The organism is Alteromonas sp. WD8-37 (assembly GCF_055326825.1).
In genome coordinates this window covers 196,618-218,989 of sequence record NZ_JBUZOV010000005.1, presented here as the reverse complement: position 1 = coordinate 218,989, position 22,372 = coordinate 196,618, and the positions used below count along the sequence as shown (strand labels likewise).

The window sequence follows — 22,372 nt, the reverse complement described above, 5'->3', positions numbered from 1 at the left end:
TTGCTCAACACGACCAGTTACAACAGTACCACGGCCAGAGATTGAGAATACGTCTTCGATTGGCAGGATGAACGGCTTGTCGATAGCACGCTCTGGCTCTGGGATATAGCTATCCAGGGCTTCGCCCAGCTCAACGATTTTCTTTTCCCACTCTGCATCGCCTTCCAGCGCTTTCAGAGCAGAACCTTTGATTACTGGCAGGTCATCACCTGGGAATTCATATTCGCTCAGCAGTTCGCGAACTTCCATTTCTACCAGCTCAAGCAGCTCTTCATCATCAACCATGTCACATTTGTTCATGAATACGATGATGTGAGGAATACCAACCTGACGACCCAGCAGGATGTGCTCACGCGTCTGAGGCATAGGGCCATCAGTTGCAGCAACAACCAGGATTGCACCGTCCATCTGCGCGGCACCAGTGATCATGTTTTTAACATAGTCAGCGTGTCCAGGACAGTCCACGTGCGCATAGTGGCGTGCAGGAGTGTCATATTCTACGTGTGAAGTAGAGATGGTGATACCACGCGCTTTTTCTTCAGGCGCATTATCGATCATGTCGAATGCTTGCGCTGAACCACCGTGTGCTTTAGCCAGCACAGTAGTGATTGCTGCAGTCAGAGTGGTTTTACCGTGGTCAACGTGGCCGATTGTACCCACGTTTACGTGGGGTTTGGAACGTTCAAACTTTTCTTTTGCCATTTTCCTCGTTTCCTAAGTTAAAAGTCCGACCGAAATGACCGGACCGAACCTTCATTTAGATTTAATTTCTAGCGTCGATAATTGCTTTTGCAACATTGCTAGGCGCTTCAGAATAATTGAAGAACTCCATTGAGTAAGACGCCCGGCCTTGCGTTTGAGAACGCAGGTCAGTCGCATACCCAAACATTTCAGAAAGCGGCACTTTTGCGCGGACTATTTTAACGCCTGCAACACCTTCGTCCATTCCTTCGATCATGCCCCGGCGACGATTAAGGTCACCTACAACATCACCCATCCAATCTTCGGGAGTTGTGACTTCAACTTTCATTGTGGGTTCAAGCAACACCGGATTTGCTTCTGCGGCGCCCTTTTTGAAACCCATAGAGCCGGCGATCTTAAACGCCATTTCAGAAGAGTCAACATCATGGTATGAACCGTCAAACAGCGTGACTTTTACATCCAGCACCGGATAACCAGCCAGCACACCATTTTGCATCTGCTCCTGAATGCCCTTATCTACCGCAGGAATAAATTCCTTAGGCACCACACCGCCAACGATTTTGTTTACAAACTCGTAGCCTGCGCCTTCTTCTTCCTGCGGCTCGATTCTCAGCCAGACGTGGCCAAATTGGCCGCGACCGCCAGACTGACGAACGAATTTGCCTTCCACTTCAACCGCTTTGCGAATCGTTTCGCGATACGCAACCTGCGGCTTACCGACATTGCATTCCACTTTAAATTCACGCTTCATGCGATCGACAATGATATCCAGGTGAAGTTCACCCATACCGGAGATGATTGTCTGACCGGTTTCATCGTCGGTTTTCACCCGGAACGATGGGTCTTCAGCTGCCAGTTTACCCAGGGCAATGCCCATCTTTTCCTGATCAGCCTGCGATTTTGGTTCAACCGCAATGGAGATAACCGGCTCTGGGAATTCCATGCGTTCCAGCGTGATGATGTGATTCGGATCACACAGGGTGTCACCGGTGGTGACATCTTTTAAGCCGATTGCTGCAGCGATGTCTCCGGCGCGAACTTCTTTAAGCTCAGCGCGCTCTTTAGAGTGCATCTGCACAATCCGACCAAAGCGTTCCCGCTTGCTCTTTACCGGGTTAAACACGGTATCACCGGTTTTTACCACGCCTGAGTAGCAGCGGAAAAAGGTCAGCGTGCCGACAAACGGGTCGGTAGCAATCTTAAAGGCCAGCGCGGAGAACGGTTCATCGTCATCTGCGCGGCGTTTTTCTTCGGTTTCGTGCTTGTCATCCAGAATACCGGTGATCGGTTTTACTTCTGTCGGTGACGGTAAAAATTCAATTACCGCATCCAGCACGGCCTGCACGCCTTTATTTTTGAATGCGCTACCACAGGTGGCCAGCACAATTTCATTATTTAGCGTGCGGCTACGCAACCCGGCGCGAATTTGTGCTTCAGTCAAATCGCCATTTTCCAGGTACGCATCCATTAATTCTTCGTTGGCTTCAGCTGCAGCTTCTACCATTTCGACATGGTATTTCTGCGCTTTTTCCATCAGCTCGGCTGGAATCTCTTCATAGCTAAAGGTCATGCCTTTATCTTCGGCGTTCCAGTTGATGGATTTCATCTTAATCAGATCGATGACACCTTCAAAGGCGTCTTCGCTTCCGATATTGAGCTGGATGGGCACACAGTTCGCGCCGAGGCGCTTACGAATTTGCCCGATCACACGCTCGAAATCAGCACCGGCACGGTCCATCTTGTTGACGAATACCATGCGCGGCACTTCATATTTATCAGCCTGTCGCCAGACTGTTTCTGATTGAGGTTCGACACCTGAAGACCCACAAAAGACCACGACCGCTCCGTCCAGTACACGTAACGAACGCTCTACCTCAATGGTAAAGTCGACGTGTCCGGGAGTGTCGATAATGTTGATGCGGTGTTGCTCGTGCTGTTGATTCATGCCCGCCCAGAAACAGGTGGTCGCCGCCGAGGTGATCGTAATACCACGCTCCTGCTCTTGCTCCATCCAGTCCATGGTCGCGGCACCATCGTGCACTTCACCAATTTTATGTGACAGTCCTGTGTAAAACAGAACACGCTCTGTAGTTGTGGTTTTACCCGCATCTACGTGCGCCACAATACCAATATTACGATAACGCTCAATTGGGGTCTTACGAGGCATACGTCTCTCTCAGTTGATCGCTAAAAGACTAGCGAAATTACCAGCGATAGTGAGCGAACGCTTTGTTCGCTTCGGCCATACGGTGAACGTCTTCACGTTTCTTAACCGCTGAACCTTTGTTGTCTGCTGCATCCATCATTTCAGCTGCCAGGCGTTGTGCCATGGATTTTTCGCCACGTTTACGTGCCGCTTCTACCATCCAACGCATACCCAGAGCATTACGACGAACAGGACGTACTTCTACAGGAACCTGATAAGTAGAACCACCTACACGGCGAGATTTAACCTCAACGGTAGGACGGATGTTGTCCAGTGCATCTTCAAATACATCCAGATGTGCCTTGCCGGTTTTTTCAGCAACAATATCAAGCGCACCGTAAACGATGTGTTCCGCAACTGATTTTTTGCCGTCGAGCATTACGACATTCATGAATTTTGCAAGCAGCTGTGAACCATATTTTGGTTCTGGTAGGATTTTACGTTGACCTACGACTCTTCTTCTTGGCATCTTCTATTCTCCGTATGAATTCAGGGAATTCCCAAAACTCTAATTACTTCAGTTTGGCCTTACTAACGGAGAACCGTTAAGACTTAGGCTTCTTCGCGCCGTACTTAGAACGGGCTTGTTTACGATCGTTTACGCCTGCGCAGTCCAGAGTACCGCGAACAGTGTGATAACGAACACCTGGCAGATCTTTAACACGACCGCCACGGATCAATACAACACTGTGCTCTTGCAGGTTGTGGCCTTCACCACCGATGTATGAAGATACTTCATAACCATTGGTCAGACGCACACGGCAGACTTTACGCAGTGCAGAGTTTGGTTTCTTAGGCGTAGTAGTATATACACGAGTACATACACCACGTCTTTGTGGGCAAGCTTGCAGAGCAGCAACGTTGCTTTTTTCAACGGGCTTCTTGCGGGGCTTACGCACTAACTGGTTAACTGTTGCCATTAACTAGCTCCTGATTAAAAACTACAAAAACCCGAGCGATTCCCGGGTCATCAAAACGCGATTAGTTTGTGTTAATCGCCGGCATTCTGTGCTCGTCAGAATGCTGCTTTCATAAAACAAAAAACCGCGCCCTCTTTTGGCGCCTCAACAGGCTGTCCAAAAAATGGGTCGCGGAATTCTAATGATGAAAGCCGACACTGTCAAGCTGTACAAAGCTTAACCACATAAATTGTGGTATTGCCAGCACCGCCTGACAGACCATCGCCGGTGCTTATCGCACCGGCTCAGGATTATTCGTCAGTAGATGATTCACCGCTTACTTCAGCATTCAGTGCTTCAGTCAGCGCCTGTTCAGCATCTGCCGCTGACACTGACATTTCTTCCAGTTGCTCCTGACGCTTCTGCATCCGACGCTCGTGGTAAGCAAAGCCGGTACCGGCCGGGATCAGACGACCAACAATTACGTTTTCTTTCAGACCACGTAGATCGTCTTCTTTACCCTGTACGGCTGCTTCAGTCAGTACGCGGGTAGTCTCCTGGAACGATGCCGCCGAGATAAACGACTCAGTTGACAGTGACGCCTTGGTGATACCCAGCAGCTGTGTTTCATACAGTGCCGGCATCTTGCCCTGACGCTCCAGTTCACGGTTGGCAATTTTCACGTTTGCCACCTCAACCTGCTCACCTTCTAAGAACTGACTGTCCCCAGAAGCAGTGATCAGACACTTACGCAGCATCTGGCGGATGACCACTTCGATGTGCTTATCGTTAATCTTAACCCCTTGTAAGCGGTAAACTTCCTGAACTTCGTTCACGATGTAGTTAGACACCGCGCTGATACCACGCAGGCGCAGAATGTCATGGGGTGACTCAGGACCGTCGGCGATAACTTCACCACGTTCCACACGCTCACCTTCAAACACATTCAGCTGACGCCATTTCGGAATCATCTCTTCGTACTGGTCGCCGCCATCTGGAGGCGTGATAACCAGACGCTTCTTGCCTTTGGTTTCTTTACCAAAGCCGATGCTACCTGAGTGCTCAGCCAGAATGGCCGGCTCTTTGGGTTTACGTGCTTCGAACAGATCCGCAACCCGTGGCAGACCACCGGTAATATCCCGGGTCTTCGAGCTTTCTTGCGGGATCCGCGCCAGTACGTCACCGGTTTGGGCCATCTTGCCGTCGGCCGCTTCGATGGTGGTAAAGCTTGGCAGGCGAATTTCCTGCAGACCCACTTCATCACTTTCAAGAATCAGCTTCGGCTCTTTGGCGTTAACCTTGGCCAGGTCTTTCACTACAACCCGGGTCAGACCGGTCAGCTCGTCCTGCTGCATTTCCGTGTTCGAATCATCAACATCAGAGAAGCTGATCTTCGACGGACGCTCAACAATGATTGGGTGGCTGTGCGGATCCCAAGTAGCAACGATGTCGCCGGAATTCACTTCACTGCCTTCGTTCACAGACAGTACTGCACCATAAGGCACTTTATAGCGCTCTTTCTCACGGCCGTGGCTGTCGGTGATTGTCAGCTCAGTAGAGCGTGACACAATCACTGTCTTGTCTTCGCTGTTGCGAACTGTTTTGGCATTTTGCAGCTTCAGGGTACCGGCAGTTTTCACCTGTACACTGTTTTCTGCAGAGGCCCGCGATGCCGCACCACCGATGTGGAACGTACGCATAGTCAGCTGGGTACCCGGCTCACCGATTGACTGCGCCGCGATAACACCCACTGATTCGCCTTTGGCAACCATGTGGCCACGGGCCAGGTCACGGCCGTAACAGTTGGCACACACACCAAAATCGTTTTCACAGGTAATTACCGAACGAACCTGAATCTGGTCGATGGAGTTGGCTTCCAGCATGTCTACCAGCGCTTCGTCTAGCAGCACATTACGTTCAACCAGCACTTCATCAGTACCTGGTTTCAGCACGTCTTCTGCTACCACCCGGCCCAGTACACGCTCACGCAGTGGCTCAACCACGTCACCACCTTCGATCAGCGGAGACATCTTCACGCCCTCAAAGGTACCGCAGTCGCTGTTGGTGATAACCAAATCCTGCGCCACGTCAACCAGACGACGAGTCAGATAACCCGAGTTCGCGGTTTTCAGTGCCGTATCGGCAAGACCTTTCCGCGCACCGTGGGTTGAGATGAAGTACTGCAGTACGTTCAGACCTTCGCGGAAGTTAGCCGTGATAGGGGTTTCGATGATTGAACCATCGGGCTTGGCCATCAGGCCCCGCATTCCGGCCAACTGTCGAATCTGCGCCGCACTACCCCGGGCGCCGGAGTCGGCCATCATGTAGACCGAGTTAAACGACTGCTGTTCTTCTTCTTCACCGTCACGGTTAATCACGATGTCAGACTTCAGGTTATCCATCATAGCCTTGGCAACTTTTTCGTTGGCATTAGACCAGATATCGATAACTTTGTTGTAACGCTCACCGGCGGTAACCAGACCGTTTTGGAACTGCTCCTGAATCTCGATAACTTCGGCTTCTGCCGCATCGATGATTTCTTTTTTCGCTTCTGGGATCACCATGTCGTCGATACCTACCGACGCACCTGCCACCATTGCGTAATGGAAACCGGTGTACATGATTTGGTCAGCTGCGATAACCGTGTCTTTCAGACCTAAGGTCCGGTAACACGCGTTCAGCAAACGTGAAATCTGTTTTTTACCCATGGACTGGTTGATCAAGTCAAACGGCAGACCTTTTGGCAGGATCAGTGAGAAAATCGCACGACCAACAGTGGTGTCAGTCAGCGTCACTTTCTCGGTTTTGGTGCCGTCTTCAGCAATGTCGTACTCAGTGATACGCACTTTCACCCGGGCGTGCAGTTCAGCCGCATCGGTACGATACGCTTTTTCTGCTTCGTTCGGGCTGGTAAATACCATGCCTTCACCGCGCGCATTGATCTTGTCACGGGTCAGGTAATACAGACCCAAAACAACGTCCTGAGACGGTACGATAATTGGCTCACCGTTGGCTGGCGACAGGATGTTGTTGGTCGACATCATCAGCGCACGGGCTTCTAACTGAGCTTCCAGGGTCAGCGGTACGTGAACCGCCATTTGGTCACCATCGAAGTCAGCGTTATAGGCCGCACACACCAGTGGGTGCAACTGAATCGCTTTACCTTCAATCAGGGTTGGTTCAAAGGCCTGGATACCTAGTCTGTGCAGAGTAGGTGCACGGTTTAGCAGAACCGGGTGTTCACGGATAACTTCATCCAGGACATCCCACACTTCCGGTGCTTCGCGCTCAACCAGTTTCTTGGCGGCTTTGATGGTAGTGGCCAGGCCACGTCCTTCCAGCTTGCCATAGATAAACGGCTTGAACAGTTCCAGTGCCATCTTCTTCGGCAGACCACACTGATGCAGACGCAGGGTAGGACCAACGGTGATAACCGAACGGCCTGAGTAGTCGACACGTTTACCCAGCAGGTTCTGACGGAAACGACCCTGCTTACCTTTGATCATGTCAGCCAGTGATTTCAGTGGGCGCTTGTTAGAGCCGGTGATGGCACGGCCACGACGACCGTTATCTAACAGCGCATCAACCGCTTCTTGCAGCATCCGCTTTTCGTTACGTACGATGATATCCGGCGCAGCCAGATCCAACAGACGCTTCAGACGGTTGTTACGGTTGATTACACGGCGATACAGATCGTTCAAATCAGAGGTAGCAAAACGGCCACCGTCCAGTGGTACCAGCGGACGTAAGTCTGGTGGCAGTACTGGCAGCACAGTCATGATCATCCACTCTGGCTTGTTACCAGATTGCTGGAAAGACTCAAGCAACTTCAGACGCTTAGTGATCTTCTTACGCTTAGTTTCTGAGTTAATGCTAGGCAGCTCTTCGCGCATGGCAGCAACATCGGCATCGACATCCAACACTTTCAGCAGGTCAAATACCGCCTCGGCACCCATCTTGGCGTCGAACTCATCACCGTTTTCTTCCAGTGCATCCAGATATTCTTCTTCACCCAGCAGTTGGCCACGCTCCAGCGTAGTCAGACCAGGTTCAGTTACTACATAGGATTCGAAGTACAGCACGCGCTCGATATCACGCAGCGTCATATCCAGCATCAAACCGATGCGAGACGGCAGTGATTTCAAGAACCAGATATGGGCAACCGGGCTGGCCAGCTCGATATGGCCCATACGCTCACGGCGTACTTTGGTCAGGGTAACTTCAACACCACATTTTTCGCAGATAACACCGCGATGCTTCAGGCGCTTGTACTTACCACACAGACATTCGTAATCTTTTACCGGGCCAAAGATACGCGCACAGAACAAGCCGTCGCGCTCTGGTTTAAAGGTCCGGTAGTTGATGGTTTCAGGCTTTTTCACCTCACCGAATGACCACGAACGGATCATCTCCGGTGATGACAGGCCAATTCGAATATTATCGAATTCTTCTGTCTTGTTTTGTTGCTTTAGAAACTTTAATAAGTCTTTCACAATACTCTCCCAGCGGAGTCAGTCTCTATGACCCGGCCCGCCGACCGGGTCATCAAATCAAACTCTGGCAAACGCCGTATTACTTCTCTTCCAGCTCGATGTTGATACCCAGCGAGCGGATTTCTTTGAGCAACACGTTGAAGGATTCAGGCATGCCTGGCTCCATTCTGTGATCGCCATCAACGATGTTTTTGTACATTTTCGTACGACCGTTAACGTCATCCGATTTCACTGTCAGCATCTCCTGCAGCGTATAGGCTGCACCGTATGCTTCCAGAGCCCACACTTCCATCTCACCGAAGCGCTGACCACCGAACTGTGCCTTACCACCCAGCGGCTGCTGAGTAACCAGGCTGTACGAGCCGGTTGAACGGGCGTGCATCTTGTCATCCACCAAGTGGTTGAGTTTGAGCATGTACATGTAACCCACAGTTACCGGACGTTCAAATTCACGGCCTGTGCGTCCATCGAACAGCGTGATTTGTCCGCTTTCAGGGATATCCCCCAGCTTCAATAACGCTTTAATTTCTTCTTCACGGGCACCGTCGAATACTGGTGTCGCAACCGGCAGACCTTTACGCAGGTTTTCAGCCAGGCGCGTCACTTCGTGGTCGGTGAAGTTGTCGATGTCCACTTCCTGGTGATTTTCACCCAGGGTGTACACTTCTTTTAAGAAGCCACGTAACTTCGCCTGCTCGGCTTGTTCTTTCAGCATCTGGTCAATCTTGACCCCGATACCATGGGCAGCCATACCTAAGTGAGTTTCCAGGATCTGACCGATGTTCATCCGCGACGGTACACCCAGCGGGTTCAGTACGATGTCGACCGGATTACCAAACTCATCGTAAGGCATATCTTCCACCGGTACGATGGTCGAAATAACACCTTTGTTACCGTGACGGCCGGCCATCTTGTCACCCGGTTGGATGTGACGCTTCACTGCCAGGTAGACTTTAACGATTTTCAGTACGCCTGGAGCCAGGTCATCGCCCTGGGTGATCTTACGACGCTTCACTTCAAACTTCTTATCGAAGTCTTGTTTGATTTCTGCGTACTGATCAGCGATCTGGTCCAGTTCGTGCTGGATATCTTCGTCTTTCAACGTGATATCAAACCATTTTTCCCGTGGTGTGCTATCCAGCTTGCCTTCTTCAACGCCGGCTCTTAGCAGCACGTTGCGAGCACGGGCAAAGGTACCGTCGGCCAGGATATTGAATTCATCGGACAAGTCTTTTTTGACCTGACGCAATTGCATGTCTTCAATTTCCAGCGCGCGTTTGTCTTTTTCCACGCCATCACGAGTGAAGACCTGAACATCGATAACGGTCCCGTGGACTGAATTAGGCACACGTAATGAGGTATCTTTTACATCCGAGGCTTTTTCACCAAAGATGGCACGCAGCAGTTTTTCTTCTGGTGTCAGCTGAGTTTCGCCTTTTGGCGTCACTTTACCGACCAGGATATCGCCGCCTTTCACTTCGGCACCGATGTAAACTACGCCTGACTCATCCAGCTTGCCAAGTGCGGCTTCACCAACGTTAGGGATATCCGAAGAAATTTCTTCCGGCCCCAGCTTGGTATCACGCGCGATACAGCTTAGTTCCTGGATGTGAATGGTAGTGAAACGATCTTCTTGCGCGACGCGCTCAGAAATCAGGATCGAGTCTTCGAAGTTATAACCATTCCACGGCATGAACGCGATGCGCATGTTCTGACCCAGTGCCAGTTCACCTAAATCGGTAGACGGGCCATCGGCCAGTACATCGCCTGCCACGATGGGGTCACCCACGTTACAGGTTGGCTTCTGGTTGATGCAGGTGTTTTGGTTAGACCGGGTGTATTTGGTCAGGTTGTAGATATCAATACCTGCCTCACCGGCCAGCATTTCATCTTCTTCTACCTTGATCACGATGCGGCTGGCATCGACATAATCGACCACACCACCACGTTTAGCAACCACTGTTACACCAGAGTCCACCGCAATGGTACGCTCCATACCGGTACCGACCAGCGGCTTATCTGCGCGCAGAGTAGGTACTGCCTGACGTTGCATGTTGGCACCCATCAGGGCCCGGTTAGCATCATCGTGCTCCAGGAACGGGATAATACTGGCCGCCACTGACACGATTTGCTGCGGCGATACGTCCATGTAGCTGATGTCCGCTTTGGGCATCAGTACCGTTTCACCACGGTGACGTGATGGGATCAGATCGTCGATAACCGCGCCATTTTCATCCAGGGCGATGTTGGCCTGGGCGATAACATACTGGCCTTCTTCGATGGCTGACAGATAGTCAATCTCATCGGTAACAACACCGTCAACAATGCGACGGAACGGCGTTTCTAAGAAACCAAAGTCATTGGTGCGAGCAAAGCTGGCCAATGAGTTGATCAGACCGATGTTCGGACCTTCCGGCGTTTCGATTGGACACAGACGACCATAGTGAGTCGGGTGTACGTCACGCACTTCGAAGCCCGCACGTTCACGGGTCAAACCACCCGGACCAAGGGCTGAGATACGACGCTTGTGCGTGACCTCAGACAGCGGGTTGTTCTGATCCATAAACTGAGACAGCTGTGATGAGCCAAAGAACTCTTTCACGGCTGCTGAGATCGGCTTGGCATTGATCAGGTCCTGCGGCATGATGCTGTCCAGATCGCCTAAGCTTAGACGCTCCTTAACAGCACGCTCAACCCGTACCAGGCCAACCCGGAATTGGTTTTCGGCCATCTCACCAACAGAACGGATACGACGGTTACCCAAGTGGTCAATATCGTCCACTTCGTCTTTACCATCACGGATCATGATCAAACGTTTCATGACCGCAACGATGTCGTCTTTGTCCAGTGTGCCTGGTCCGGTTAGCTCATCGCGGCCTAAGCGGCGGTTGAACTTCATCCGGCCTACTGACGACAGATCATAACGCTCCTCAGAGAAGAACAGATTGTCGAACAGGGTTTCGGCGGCATCTTTAGTTGGCGGCTCGCCCGGACGCATCATGCGATAGATTTCAACCAGCGCTTCTAAGCGGTTGGTAGAGTTATCAATACGCAGCGTATCGGAGATGTAAGAACCGTGATCTAATTCATTAATGTACAGGGTTTCAAATTCTTTGATCCCTGCCTGACTCAACGCAGCCAGATTTTCCAGCGTTAGTTCATCGTTAGCCGATACAATCACTTCGCCGGTATCTTCGTTGACGTAGGTGTTCGCAAACACCCGGCCAATCAGATATTCTGCGGGCACAGCCAGTTCTGTAACGCCGGCTTTTTCCAGCGCACGGGTATGCCGGGCCGAAATACGACGGCCAGTTTCAACCAGCACATTGCCTTCGCCATCCAGAATATCAAACTGGGCGGTTTCGCCACGTAAGCGGTCTGCCACCACTTCCATCATCAGCTTGTCTTTCTCGATCCGAATCTGCACTTTCTCGAAGAAGGTTTCTAAGATTTCTTCGGTCGACATTTCCAGCGCACGCAGGATGATTGAAGCAGGCAGTTTACGGCGGCGGTCGATCCGTACAAACAGGTTGTCTTTCGGGTCAAACTCAAAATCAAGCCATGAGCCACGGTATGGGATCACGCGTGCGTTATATAGCACTTTACCTGAGGAGTGGGTTTTGCCTTTGTCGTGATCATAGAATACACCAGGTGAACGGTGCAGCTGTGACACGATGACACGCTCGGTCCCATTGATAACAAAAGTGCCGTTTTCCGTCATTAACGGAATTTCGCCCATATACACTTCTTGTTCTTTAATGTCTTTTACAGTACCTGGGGCGGCTTCTTTATCAAATAAGACGAGACGTAGTTTTACTCTTAATGGAGCAGAATAGGTGACGCCGCGAATTTGGCATTCTTTAACGTCGAAAACGGGTTCACCCAGGCGATAGCTGACGAACTGAAGTTCTGAATTACCTGAGTAGCTTTTAATTGGAAATACTGAACGAAATGCTGCTTCCAAACCATATTGAGCATCCGGATCGGTCTCAATAAATTTTTTGAAAGAATCTAGCTGAATTGAAAGAAGGTATGGAATTTCCAGTACCTGTGGGCGTTTGCCAAAATCCTTACGGATACGTTTCTTTTCGCTATAAGAGTAAACCATGGGTTCCTCAGCCTGCTGATTTATGACCCAACCTGCTGCCTGAGAGGCTCAGACAACAAACTTCCAAAACCCTTTTTCCGGGCAATCTCACCAGCATACAACAAAAATTAACCAATTATTAGTTAACTTATTGGTTTTATGCTTTTTATACGGTGAGCCGGAGGTACGCTTTGCATGATACAGTAAAGGGTTAAAAACTGTACACCCTACAGCGCAAAAAGGCTGGTGGTCTAAAAAACCACCAGCCTAGCCATTTAAGGCAGGTAATCTGAGGGTATCAGATTACTTCAGTTCAACTTCAGCGCCAGCTTCTTCAAGCTGCTTCTTCAGTTCTTCTGCTTCTTCTTTGCTTACGCCTTCTTTGATAGCTTTAGGAGCAGACTCAACTACTTCTTTCGCTTCTTTCAGGCCAAGACCAGTTGCGCCACGAACTGCTTTGATTACCGCAACTTTGTTCGCACCGAATGACTTCATTACAACGTCAAATTCAGTTTGTTCTTCAGCAGCAGCAGCTTCGCCGCCAGCTACTGGAGCAGCTGCAACAGCAGCAGTCGCTTCAACACCGAATTTTTCTTCGGCTGCTTCGATCAGCTCAACCAGTTCCATAACTGGCATTTCAGCAATCGCGTTCAAGATATCTTCTTTGGTTAGAGCCATTTCTCTAAACTCCTGGGTTTAAAATGTTAAAAAAATCAATATTCCAAAAACGAAAATTACTTCTCGTCTTTGATCGCCGCCAATACGCGCACAAACTTGGTTGGAACTTCGTTGATAGTGCGAACGAATTTGCCAACCGGTGCTTTGAAGGTTGCAAGTAGTTTTGCAAGCGCTTCGTCGCGGGTAGGTAGTGACGCCACTGCATCCAGTTTTTCTGGACCCAACAGGCCATCACCGATAGACAATGCTGTAACTTTCAGCTTATCGTTTGTTTTGCCATAGTCTTTGAAAAGACGTGCCGCACCGCCTGGTGCTTCAATGGAAAAACCATAGATAAGCGGGCCAGTCAGCGCGCTATCGATGTCTTCGAACTTGCTGCCTGCCAGAGCGCGTTTAGCCAGTGTGTTACGAATAACTTTAAGGTATACACCTTGTTCACGGGCCTTCACACGCAGGTCTGTCAGTTCAGCAACTTCCATCCCACGGTATTCAGCGACGGCAACGGATAGAGCTTGAGATGCAACATCGGATACCTCTGCTACGATCTCTTTCTTTGCTGCTAAACCTAGTGCCACTGAGTTCACCTCTTTGTATCTGATGCACAAGCCAGGCTTGCCACATCAGGGTTCACAGATTGATATCTTAAGGGACTCTTAAGATACCGCTCTACGGTGTTTTATTCCCAGAGAGTCTGAGTCAAACCACCGTCTGCGCAGGCTTGTCGTTTAAGCTTTGCATTGAATGTGAAAGTTCTCTTACCTCTTTCACTGCATCGCGCCTGCGGTCTAGGACGGGAGCTGTACTAAATACAGCTCCAACCCAAAACCTTAAGAGAGACACGCCACCAATGGGGCATGTCGTAACCACTTACTGGCCTACAGTAGCCTTGTCGACAGCGACACCGGCACCCATGGTGGTGCTCAGGCTAACTTTCTTGATGTAGGTACCTTTAGCAGAAGAAGGCTTAGCTTTCTTCAGGGCTTCCAGCAGTGATTCCAAGTTTTCTTTGATTTGATCGGCTTCAAACGCGATCTTACCAATGCTTGCGTGGATGATACCGTTTTTGTCGTTGCGATAACGCACCTGACCCGCTTTTGCATTTTTAACTGCAGTCGCTACGTCTGGTGTAACAGTGCCAGTCTTAGGGTTAGGCATCAGGCCACGTGGACCTAAGATTTGACCCAGTTGACCAACTACACGCATCGCGTCAGGGCTGGCAACCACTACGTCAAAGTTCATTTCGCCTTTTTTCACCTGCTCGGCCAGGTCATCCATACCAACGATGTCGGCACCGGCTTCTTTAGCGGCGTCGGCATTGGCACCCTGTGTGAATACCGCTACACGAACATCTTTACCTGTGCCGTTTGGCAGCACTGTGGCACCACGTACGTTCTGGTCAGATTTTTTCGCATCGATACCCAGGTTAACAGCAACGTCAACACTTTCAGGGAATTTGGCTGTAGCCAGTTCTTTTAACAGAGCAACGGCTTCAGCGATGTCATATTCTTTGTTCGCGTCTACTTTATCGCGGATAAGACGAGCGCGTTTTGTCAATTTAGCCATTCGATTAGTCCTCTACGTTCAAGCCCATTGAGCGAGCAGAACCCGCGATAGTGCGAACTGCTGCATCCAGGTCGGCGGCAGTCAGGTCTGGCTCTTTTGTTTTTGCAATCTCTTCCAGCTGAGCGCGGGTAACTTTGCCCACTTTCTCAGTGTTAGGACGGCCAGAACCACTCTTGATGCCAGCTGCTTTTTTCAGCAGGAAGGACGCAGGAGGCGTTTTGGTTTCGAAGGTAAATGAACGGTCTTCGTAGACAGTGATTTCTACGGGTACCGGAGCACCTTTTTCCAGGCTTTCTGTTTTGGCGTTAAACGCTTTACAGAATTCCATGATGTTCACACCATGTTGACCTAACGCAGGACCAACTGGTGGACTTGGGTTAGCAGCACCCGCCGCTACCTGTAGCTTAATTAAGCCAGTTACTTTTTTAGCCATAACTTATTGCTCTCGTTGATGGGTCGAACGCCTCGCAAATATCGAGAATACTTGCTTAATTGGCTCCCCGATGCGTTTCAAAGGGCGCGTAATGTACAACAAATAAGCACAGCACACAAGGCCTGTTTTACTTTTCTTTGATCCTTTTTGGCGCTGTGGCGTTGCTGTCAGACACAGGCTGTTGCACACCCTTCCGGCGGGTGTAAATAAATACCGGCATTTTATCTTTCTTGTCAATAGCCTGGCGACTTTACTCCAGAAATGATAATAAGTATCATTTTCACGTCAACAATGAAGAGGAAGCCTTATGAAAGCACGTTCCATCTCCGCCAGCCTGGCGCTGGCCCTGGGTCTGTCGGTCAGCGCAATCAGCTTGCCGGCCACAGCCAGTGGCAATGTCACCGGCCAGGTGAACAACTTAAAAGCCCATCTGGATGACTACACCAGTGAAGTGCAACAGTTGGTCAATGATTATGATGCCATTGTGGCTGACTATGTGCGCGGCGGTAGCAAGCAGGCAGATACCGAAGCATTGCTGGAGCATTGGGAAGAAGTGGATTTTCATGCTGCCATCGAAACCCAGTACATCCCCATGTATGCCACTATCTGGCAAGGTATTTATGGGGTGAAAAACGCGATTGAGAAAGATCAGGGTGAAGATGCAGTTAAAGAGCAGCAGCAGATGCTGAATCAAGCCTTGTGGCAGGCGCTGGGAGCCGTTAAACTCGCTTCCCACTATCAGCAAAAAGGCATGCTAGAGGATGTTCAAACCTCTGCAAAAGAGCCCACTTCCGCCCCTCAGGTCATTGATGATATTGAAAAACGCCTGAACAAAGTGGTGGCAGAATATGCCGAAACAGAAATAGAAGAAGCCACTACCCTACTTCACGATACCTATATGCAACGCTTTGAAGGCATTGAAGGCGCGTTGATCGAGCAGGATGCCGAGTTAGTGGAAGAGCTGGAAAAAGACTTTAACGTCACCTTGCCACAGGCGCTGGAAAAAAATGTCGGGGTGGATAAGGTACGTGACATTGTAAACGATATGCAAAGCAAACTGGCGCGCGCCAAATCGCTATTAGAGCAGGCTGAGCAAAATCGTAAAGACGTGTTTTAAGGAATAGCTATGCAGCGTAGAACATTTCTGCAATCGCTGGTGGGAGCCGGTTTGCTGGCCTCCCTGCCATTGAGCATTCGCCAGTCATTGGCCCAGGGTGCCGGCGCGGTGTCGGTTGAACAACTGCCCAAACTGGAAGGGGATTTGACCCTGTATCTGGGGCGCGGTGAAGGCGGACTGTATGAAAATGTTCTCGATGCTATCCGTAAACGTAACCCCGGCCTGAATCTGCAGATCCGCCGGGGCGCTACCGCGGCATTAGCCAATACCCTGGTGGCCGAAGCCAGTGCCGGGGTTAAGCGTGCCGACTTATTTTGGGCGGTGGATACCGGCTCGATTGGCGTAGTGACTGACGCCGGGCTGGCCAAACCGCTGCCCGGCGACATTACCGCGCAGTTGAAGCCCGGTTTTCAATATCCGCGCTGGGCTGCCGTGTCTGGTCGCGTGCGCACCCTGCCGTATAATCCGACCCGGCTGCAGGCCAGCCAGATCCCTGACGATATCATGGCGCTGGCCGATAGTGATCTGCGCATTGGCTGGGCGCCGGCCTACGCGTCTTTCCAATCCTTTGTGACCGCTATGCGGTTACTTGAAGGCGACAAAGCCACCGCCAACTGGTTGCGTAATGTTAACGGTAAGGCAAAAAGCTATGCCGGTGAATTGGGCGTGGTCATGGGCGTGGAACGCGGCGAGGTGGATGTAGGCTTTGCCAATCATTATTACACCTTACGCTTAAAAGCCGGTAAACCTGACGCTAATGTGGATTTGGCTTTTACCCGCAATGATGCCGGCTGCCTGGTTAACGCATCCGGGATCGTGGCATTAAGTGACGGCGACCTGCCGATCAACTTTATCCGCTATTTACTCAGCTATGAAGTACAAAGCTACCTGGCCAATCAGGCTTATGAAATTCCGCTGGTCAACGAAGTGCGAGCACCTGAGGGGCTACCGGTTTTATCCAGCCTGGCACCGCCGGATATCGACTTGCGTAAGCTAGCCGATCTTCGCCCCACCCTGAATCTGATGCGCGAAGTAGGCGTACTGTGAGGCACTGGCCAAAATCCTATCCGATTGCGCTGTTTATTGCACTGCTGGCTGTTTTACCCTTAAGTGTTTTATTTGTACTGGCTGCTGACAGCGCCACCTTATTTGATACCCACAATTTACGGGTGCTGGGCAATACCCTGGCGCTGGTGGCACTGACCATTGTTGGCGCTACCTTACTCGGCGTACCTCTGGCGCTGCTAACTACCTATGTACACCTGCCGTGGCGCAAGCTATGGCTTATTCTACTGGCCGCGCCGCTGGCGCTACCCTCCTATATCGGTGCCTTCACCCTGTATTTTGCCTTAGGTCCAGGCGGGGAGATCGAAACCTTACTGGGGATCCCCACCCCACCAATTGGCGGCTTATGGGGCACCGCGCTGGTCATGTCTTTGTATACCTATCCCTTTGTGATGATGACCACCCGGGCCTCACTGCTAAGTTTAGATGGCAGCCTGGTCAATGCGGCGCGCACACTGGGCATGTCGCTGCCCGCCAGCCTGCTGCGAGTGGTTCTGCCGCGGGTGGTACGCAGCATTGCCGCCGGCGCGCTGCTGGCTGCCCTGTATGCGCTGTCTGACTTTGGCACCCCAGCCATCTTACAGCTGGACACCTTCACCCGGGTGATTTTTGTTGAATACAACGCCTTTGGGTTGAGCCAGGCAGCCATGTTATCTATTCAGCTGCTGGTGATTGTGGGCCTGGTATTGTTTGTGGAGTCCACTATTAAGGGCAATACCGAACGACCGGGCCGGCAGTTGTGGCTGTGGCCCAACGCCTGGCAAAAGTTACTGATGCTCAGCGCCACCCTACCCATTATCGGGCTGGCCATCGTGCTGCCGTTGGGCATTTTTCTGGTCTGGCTGGTGCGCGAAGGCGCCGGTGATTTTGATATGAGCCTGGCCTGGAATTCAGCCTATGCATCATTTTTAGCAGCCCTGGCGGCAGTGGCCCTGGCGCTGCCGGTGGCCCATGCTGCCATTAGCGGCAAAGCCGGTCGCCTGATGGAGCGCATTACCTATTTTGGTTTTGGCGTACCCGGTATCGTAATGGGTACAGCGCTGGTCTATGTGGGCCTGCAGTTGCCCATGCTGTATCAGACTCTGGGCCTGCTGGTGCTGGCCTATGTACTGCGCTTTTTGCCGCTGGCGGTGGGCTCGGTGCGTACCACCGCCGAACGGCTCGACCCATCACTGGTGAAAGCTGCGCGGGTACTGGGCGCCTCGCCCAAAGAAGCCTTTTGGCGCATCACCGTACCGTTGACCTATCGCGGTATGATTGCCGGCGCGGCACTGGTATTTTTAGAAGCCATGCGCGAGCTGCCGGCCACTCTGATGCTTGGCCCCACTGGTTTTGAAACCCTGGCCACCTATATGTGGCGGGTATACGAAGCCGGCTATTTTGGCATGGCCGCGATCCCCGGCTTATTACTGGTGTTATTGTCAGGCGTAGGCCTGGCCCTGATGTTGTCCGGTGAAGGCCGGCCCGACTATGCAATTAAAGAGGAGTGAGGCGCAGTATGCTCACGGTGACTGACTTGTCGGTTAATTATGGTGCTACCCGGGTGGTGGATTCCATCAACCTGGCGCTGGGGGAGGATGAAATACTCATGCTTGTGGGCCCCACCGGCTGTGGCAAAACCACCATTTTACAGGCCCTGGCCGGATTGATCCCCATTTCAGGCGGCAGCATTGAGCTGGGCCACTGGCAAGCCAGTGCTAAGCGCATGGTGCCGCCGGAAAAGCGCAACGTGGGCATGGTATTTCAGGATTTTGCTCTGTTTCCGCATCTGACCGTGCAGCAAAATGTGTGTTTTCGCTTAAAGCACACCGACCAGGCTGATTACTGGCTACAGTTATTGGGCCTGGATGCCTTTCGCGATGCCAAACCCGAGCGCTTGTCCGGCGGTCAGAAACAGCGGGTGGCGCTGGCGCGTACCCTGGCCCATGAGCCGGATTTTGTGCTGTTGGACGAGCCGCTGTCCAATCTGGATGCGGCACTTAAAGACAGTCTGCGCTGGGAGATCCGTCAGGCCCTTAAAGCCGCCGGCGTACCAGCTATCTGGGTGACTCATGATCAGGATGAAGCTTTGTCAGTGGGTGATCGCGTAGGCGTGCTCAACAAGGGCGTGTTGGCCCAGCTGGACAGCCCGGAGCAATGCTTTTCCAAACCTGCCAGCCGCTTTGTAGCGGGCTTTTTAGGCGATGCCAGCTTTATTCCCGGCAGCCGTGATGAGGCGCACAAAGACCTCGTGCGCACTGCCATTGGTAGCGCTCCCGGTATTATGATTGATGCCCGGGCAAGTGCAGTGGATTTACTGTTACGCCCTGATGATATTGCGCTGACCGTAGATGGCCCGCAGTGCAATGGCAGGGTGGACTGGGTGCGCTTCGAAGGCGGCACCCGTTTGTGTGCGGTGACCCTGGATGAGGCGTTATTTACGCAACCAGCGCCGTCCCAGCCTGTGCAGCTTAAAATTCGGGTGTCTCATGAAAATGCGGTACAGCCGGGCGACCGGGTGCAGCTTGTCATCCACACCACGCATCCGCTGGCGGCATTTGCCCGCGAATCAGATGAACACCAGCCCGCCTAATGGCCCGGCTGGCCCCAAGGTCAGCCTTTCGATGATGAACACAAACAAAAAAACGCTGCCCTGAGGCAGCGTTTTTTATGCTATTGAGGAATGGGTCGGGCGAGGACTTAGCCTTTTTCGACCTGACCAAATTCCAGATCGACCGGGGTTGAACGGCCGAAAATCAATACAGAGACTTTTACGCGGCTTTTTTCGTAGTCGACTTCTTCCACCACACCGTTAAAGTCAGCAAACGGACCATCGGTAACCCGAACCACCTCACCCGGTTCAAACAGGGTCTTAGGCTTAGGCTTATCAACCGACTCTTCCAGACGGTTTAAGATAGCGTCTGCTTCGCGCTGAGAAATCGGCATAGGACGGTCAGAGGTACCACCAATAAAGCCCAGCACCCGTGGCACACTTTTCACTAAGTGCCAGGAGTCTTCATTCATTTCCATCTCAACCAGCACATAGCCAGGATAAAACTTACGCTCTGACTTACGCTTCTGGCCGGCACGCATCTCTACCACTTCTTCGGTAGGTACCAATACCTGGCCAAAATACTGCTCCATCTCGTGCATCTTGATGTATTCAAGCAGTGTCTTTTTGACCCGCGACTCATACTGGGAGTAAGCCTGGACCACGTACCATCTTTTTTTCACTTCTTCAGACATACGTTATGCTCCTATTCCCGTTATAAAACCTACCACACGCACAATAATGCCATCCAGACCCCACAGGATCAGGCCGACAATAATCGTGGCTACCATTACAATGAGGGTCGTCTGGTTGGTTTCCTGCCGACTTGGCCAGACAACTTTACGCACTTCCATTCGTGATTCTTTTGCAAACGAAATGAAAGCACTGCCTTTTTCTGTCGTGGAAGCAATAAACCCGGCAATAGCTACGATAACCACAGCTGCGATAGCACGGTACAATACGGAAATTTCACCGTACATGTAATTTGCGGTAATCACGCCGGCCAGTAATGCAAACACGATTACCCATTTGAACATGTCCAACGGGTTGGACGAATTTTCCGTTTTTTCGCTCATGTTACGATCCTAGCAATACTGCATCGTTCGCCTGTGAACCATGCACAGGCCCTTCAATCTGGCAGGGGTGGAGGGACTCGAACCCCCAACCATCGGTTTTGGAGACCGCTGTTCTACCAATTCGAACTACACCCCTTCATGCCGCTGTTGCGACAAATATGTACACTCCCCTTGTGAATTATGCGGCTTTATTTTGAAAAAAGTGCGGATTCGCAAGGGAGGGATGCGCATTATACTTAACCTTCGGGTAGATACAAGGATTTTGTCTGTCTGTTAACCACCTGACGGTAACACTGCCTACTCTTGCCCGGATTCACTGATTGATGCCCTCCAGCGCCGCTTGTTTGGCTTTGTAGCGCTGCTGTGCAGCTTCATCCCAGGCATACGCGTGCGCCTGCTCCAAGGCCTCGGCGGTACGCGCCACGTCGCCCTGTAAAAAATAAGCCCGGGCCAGCCCGCTGTAAGCATCATCCAGATACGGCGCTTGCTTGCGAGCGCGTTCAAAATAGACACGCGCCTTATCCGCATTGCCAGCCGCCAGGTGCTCTTCGCCCAGCTTGATCCAAACATATGGATTTTTTTCATCGTGTCGGGCAATGAGCTGCTCCAGTTTATCGGCAGCCGCGGATTGCCCGCGCATCAGCAAACGCTGGCGATAGTTGCTCAGCAAAGTCACATTTTGCACCCCAGCGGCCACGGCGTCGGCATACAGTGCCATGGCCTGGTCAGTTTTGCCCAGCCGCCCCAGGATGACCGCCATAGTATTGATATTCTCAGCATCCTGCGGGGCCAGCTGCAGCGCCTGGTCGGCCAGCCAGAAGGCCTGTTCTAATTGGTTATCAATCAGGGCCGCGGCCGCCAGATTGCGGTAAAACATGGCGCTGACCCAATCACGCTCAACAAACCGGCCGGTAGCATCATTTAGCGCCGGAAAATAATCGATAATTACCGCCGGTTGGCTCACAATCATGGCGTCGTCCTGGCTTTTTGGGGCCGGCCCGTACACCTTACTGCGCACATGGGAGGAGACCAGCAAGACATTGTCGAACTGCTTGTACACCGGCTCGCTGTACACCATCTGAAAGCGAATAGTAAGACCGGCTAATTCAGCGTAGGCGGCGGTCAGCACCGCCAGGCTCAGGCAATTGCCAGTATCCAGTGTGGCTGCCTGGGCAGCGGTATGAGTGCGGCCACTGTAAGTATAGCCGTGCAGGGTTTGAGCCAGATAATCGGCCAGCCGGCGTTGCGGTGCAATATGCTGGCGCGATGGCGCATGATACCAGGCTAAAAATTGCTGGCGGGCCGATTCTGGCAGAGCGTAAATATGCGCAGGCGGGGCCACCGCCTGCACGGCAACGCCGTGGCTGTCATAGCTGGCCTGCCAGTTGTACTGAAGTGCTGATGTCGATGCGGGCGGTGTCACAGTGCTGCAACCGGTCAGCACCAGGCCAGCCGCCATTAACAGGCGCACCGAAAGGGCCCACCGGCCGATAATGGTTGATGCCTGCATACCGTTACTCCTC

The 22,372-nt window shown here is 51.8% G+C and carries 17 protein-coding genes and 1 tRNA gene; 4 read left to right on the top strand and 14 right to left on the bottom strand.

From position 1 onward, the window contains the following. The 10 genes from ACTUJZ_RS13045 to rplK all read right to left on the bottom strand — a co-directional run. Positions 1–702, bottom strand: a 702-nt coding sequence (locus ACTUJZ_RS13045) for an elongation factor Tu (RefSeq protein ID WP_463636762.1), incomplete at its 3' end; no start/stop codon positions are given. Positions 703–763: 61 nt separating this feature from the next. Beyond that, the gene (gene fusA / locus ACTUJZ_RS13040) at positions 764–2,869 is read right to left on the bottom strand and encodes an elongation factor G (RefSeq protein WP_463636761.1); all 2,106 of its coding nucleotides are present in this window, start codon (positions 2,867–2,869) and stop codon (positions 764–766) included. Between the two features lie 37 nt (positions 2,870–2,906). Then, entirely contained in the window at positions 2,907–3,377 is a 471-nt protein-coding gene (gene rpsG, locus ACTUJZ_RS13035) for a 30S ribosomal protein S7 (protein ID WP_463636760.1), read from the bottom strand. A 76-nt stretch (positions 3,378–3,453) separates the two neighbouring features. Then, positions 3,454–3,828 carry a 30S ribosomal protein S12 gene (gene rpsL, locus ACTUJZ_RS13030; protein WP_463636759.1) on the bottom strand — a complete coding sequence of 125 codons (375 nt, stop codon included), beginning with the start codon at positions 3,826–3,828 and terminating at the stop codon, positions 3,454–3,456. 290 nt (positions 3,829–4,118) lie between these two features. Then, entirely contained in the window at positions 4,119–8,300 is a 4,182-nt protein-coding gene (rpoC, locus tag ACTUJZ_RS13025; protein ID WP_463636758.1) for a DNA-directed RNA polymerase subunit beta', read from the bottom strand. 79 nt (positions 8,301–8,379) lie between these two features. Further along, positions 8,380–12,408, bottom strand: a complete 4,029-nt coding sequence (gene rpoB / locus ACTUJZ_RS13020) for a DNA-directed RNA polymerase subunit beta (RefSeq protein WP_463636757.1) — start codon at positions 12,406–12,408, stop codon at positions 8,380–8,382. Between the two features lie 282 nt (positions 12,409–12,690). Next, a complete protein-coding gene (gene rplL, locus ACTUJZ_RS13015; RefSeq protein ID WP_463636756.1) occupies positions 12,691–13,065 on the bottom strand; it encodes a 50S ribosomal protein L7/L12 in 375 nt (124 codons plus the stop codon). Between the two features lie 56 nt (positions 13,066–13,121). Next, complete coding sequence (gene rplJ / locus ACTUJZ_RS13010; protein ID WP_463636755.1) at positions 13,122–13,640, bottom strand: 50S ribosomal protein L10; 519 nt, start codon at positions 13,638–13,640, stop codon at positions 13,122–13,124. A 292-nt stretch (positions 13,641–13,932) separates the two neighbouring features. Next, on the bottom strand, positions 13,933–14,628 hold the full coding sequence (gene rplA / locus ACTUJZ_RS13005) for a 50S ribosomal protein L1 (RefSeq protein ID WP_463636754.1): 696 nt from the start codon (positions 14,626–14,628) through the stop codon (positions 13,933–13,935). 4 nt (positions 14,629–14,632) lie between these two features. Beyond that, entirely contained in the window at positions 14,633–15,061 is a 429-nt protein-coding gene (gene rplK, locus ACTUJZ_RS13000) for a 50S ribosomal protein L11 (RefSeq protein ID WP_463636753.1), read from the bottom strand. A gap of 307 nt (positions 15,062–15,368) precedes the next feature. Between rplK and ACTUJZ_RS12995 the strand changes: the two genes are divergently transcribed. Genes ACTUJZ_RS12995 through ACTUJZ_RS12980 form a run of 4 tightly spaced genes read left to right on the top strand, consistent with a single transcriptional unit; the run spans position 15,369 to position 19,815 of the window. Beyond that, the gene (locus ACTUJZ_RS12995; protein ID WP_463636752.1) at positions 15,369–16,178 is read left to right on the top strand and encodes a hypothetical protein; all 810 of its coding nucleotides are present in this window, start codon (positions 15,369–15,371) and stop codon (positions 16,176–16,178) included. Positions 16,179–16,187: 9 nt separating this feature from the next. Next, entirely contained in the window at positions 16,188–17,225 is a 1,038-nt protein-coding gene (locus tag ACTUJZ_RS12990) for an extracellular solute-binding protein (protein WP_463636751.1), read from the top strand. After that, positions 17,222–18,733: an ABC transporter permease gene (locus tag ACTUJZ_RS12985; protein WP_463636750.1), complete on the top strand. Its 1,512-nt coding sequence runs from the start codon at positions 17,222–17,224 to the stop codon at positions 18,731–18,733. The genes ACTUJZ_RS12990 and ACTUJZ_RS12985 overlap by 4 nt, the downstream gene beginning before the upstream one ends. Positions 18,734–18,741: 8 nt before the next feature. Further along, on the top strand, positions 18,742–19,815 hold the full coding sequence (locus ACTUJZ_RS12980; protein ID WP_463636749.1) for an ABC transporter ATP-binding protein: 1,074 nt from the start codon (positions 18,742–18,744) through the stop codon (positions 19,813–19,815). A gap of 107 nt (positions 19,816–19,922) precedes the next feature. Here the strand turns inward: ACTUJZ_RS12980 and nusG are convergent, their stop codons facing one another. The 4 genes from nusG to ACTUJZ_RS12960 form a co-directional block, all read right to left on the bottom strand. Further along, positions 19,923–20,468, bottom strand: a complete 546-nt coding sequence (gene nusG / locus ACTUJZ_RS12975) for a transcription termination/antitermination protein NusG (protein WP_463636748.1) — start codon at positions 20,466–20,468, stop codon at positions 19,923–19,925. 3 nt (positions 20,469–20,471) lie between these two features. Next, positions 20,472–20,849 carry a preprotein translocase subunit SecE gene (gene secE, locus ACTUJZ_RS12970; protein WP_463636747.1) on the bottom strand — a complete coding sequence of 126 codons (378 nt, stop codon included), beginning with the start codon at positions 20,847–20,849 and terminating at the stop codon, positions 20,472–20,474. Between the two features lie 59 nt (positions 20,850–20,908). Beyond that, positions 20,909–20,985 (bottom strand) — tRNA-Trp (locus tag ACTUJZ_RS12965). 177 nt (positions 20,986–21,162) lie between these two features. Beyond that, complete coding sequence (locus ACTUJZ_RS12960) at positions 21,163–22,359, bottom strand: tetratricopeptide repeat protein (RefSeq protein WP_463636746.1); 1,197 nt, start codon at positions 22,357–22,359, stop codon at positions 21,163–21,165. Positions 22,360–22,372: the final 13 nt, after the last annotated feature.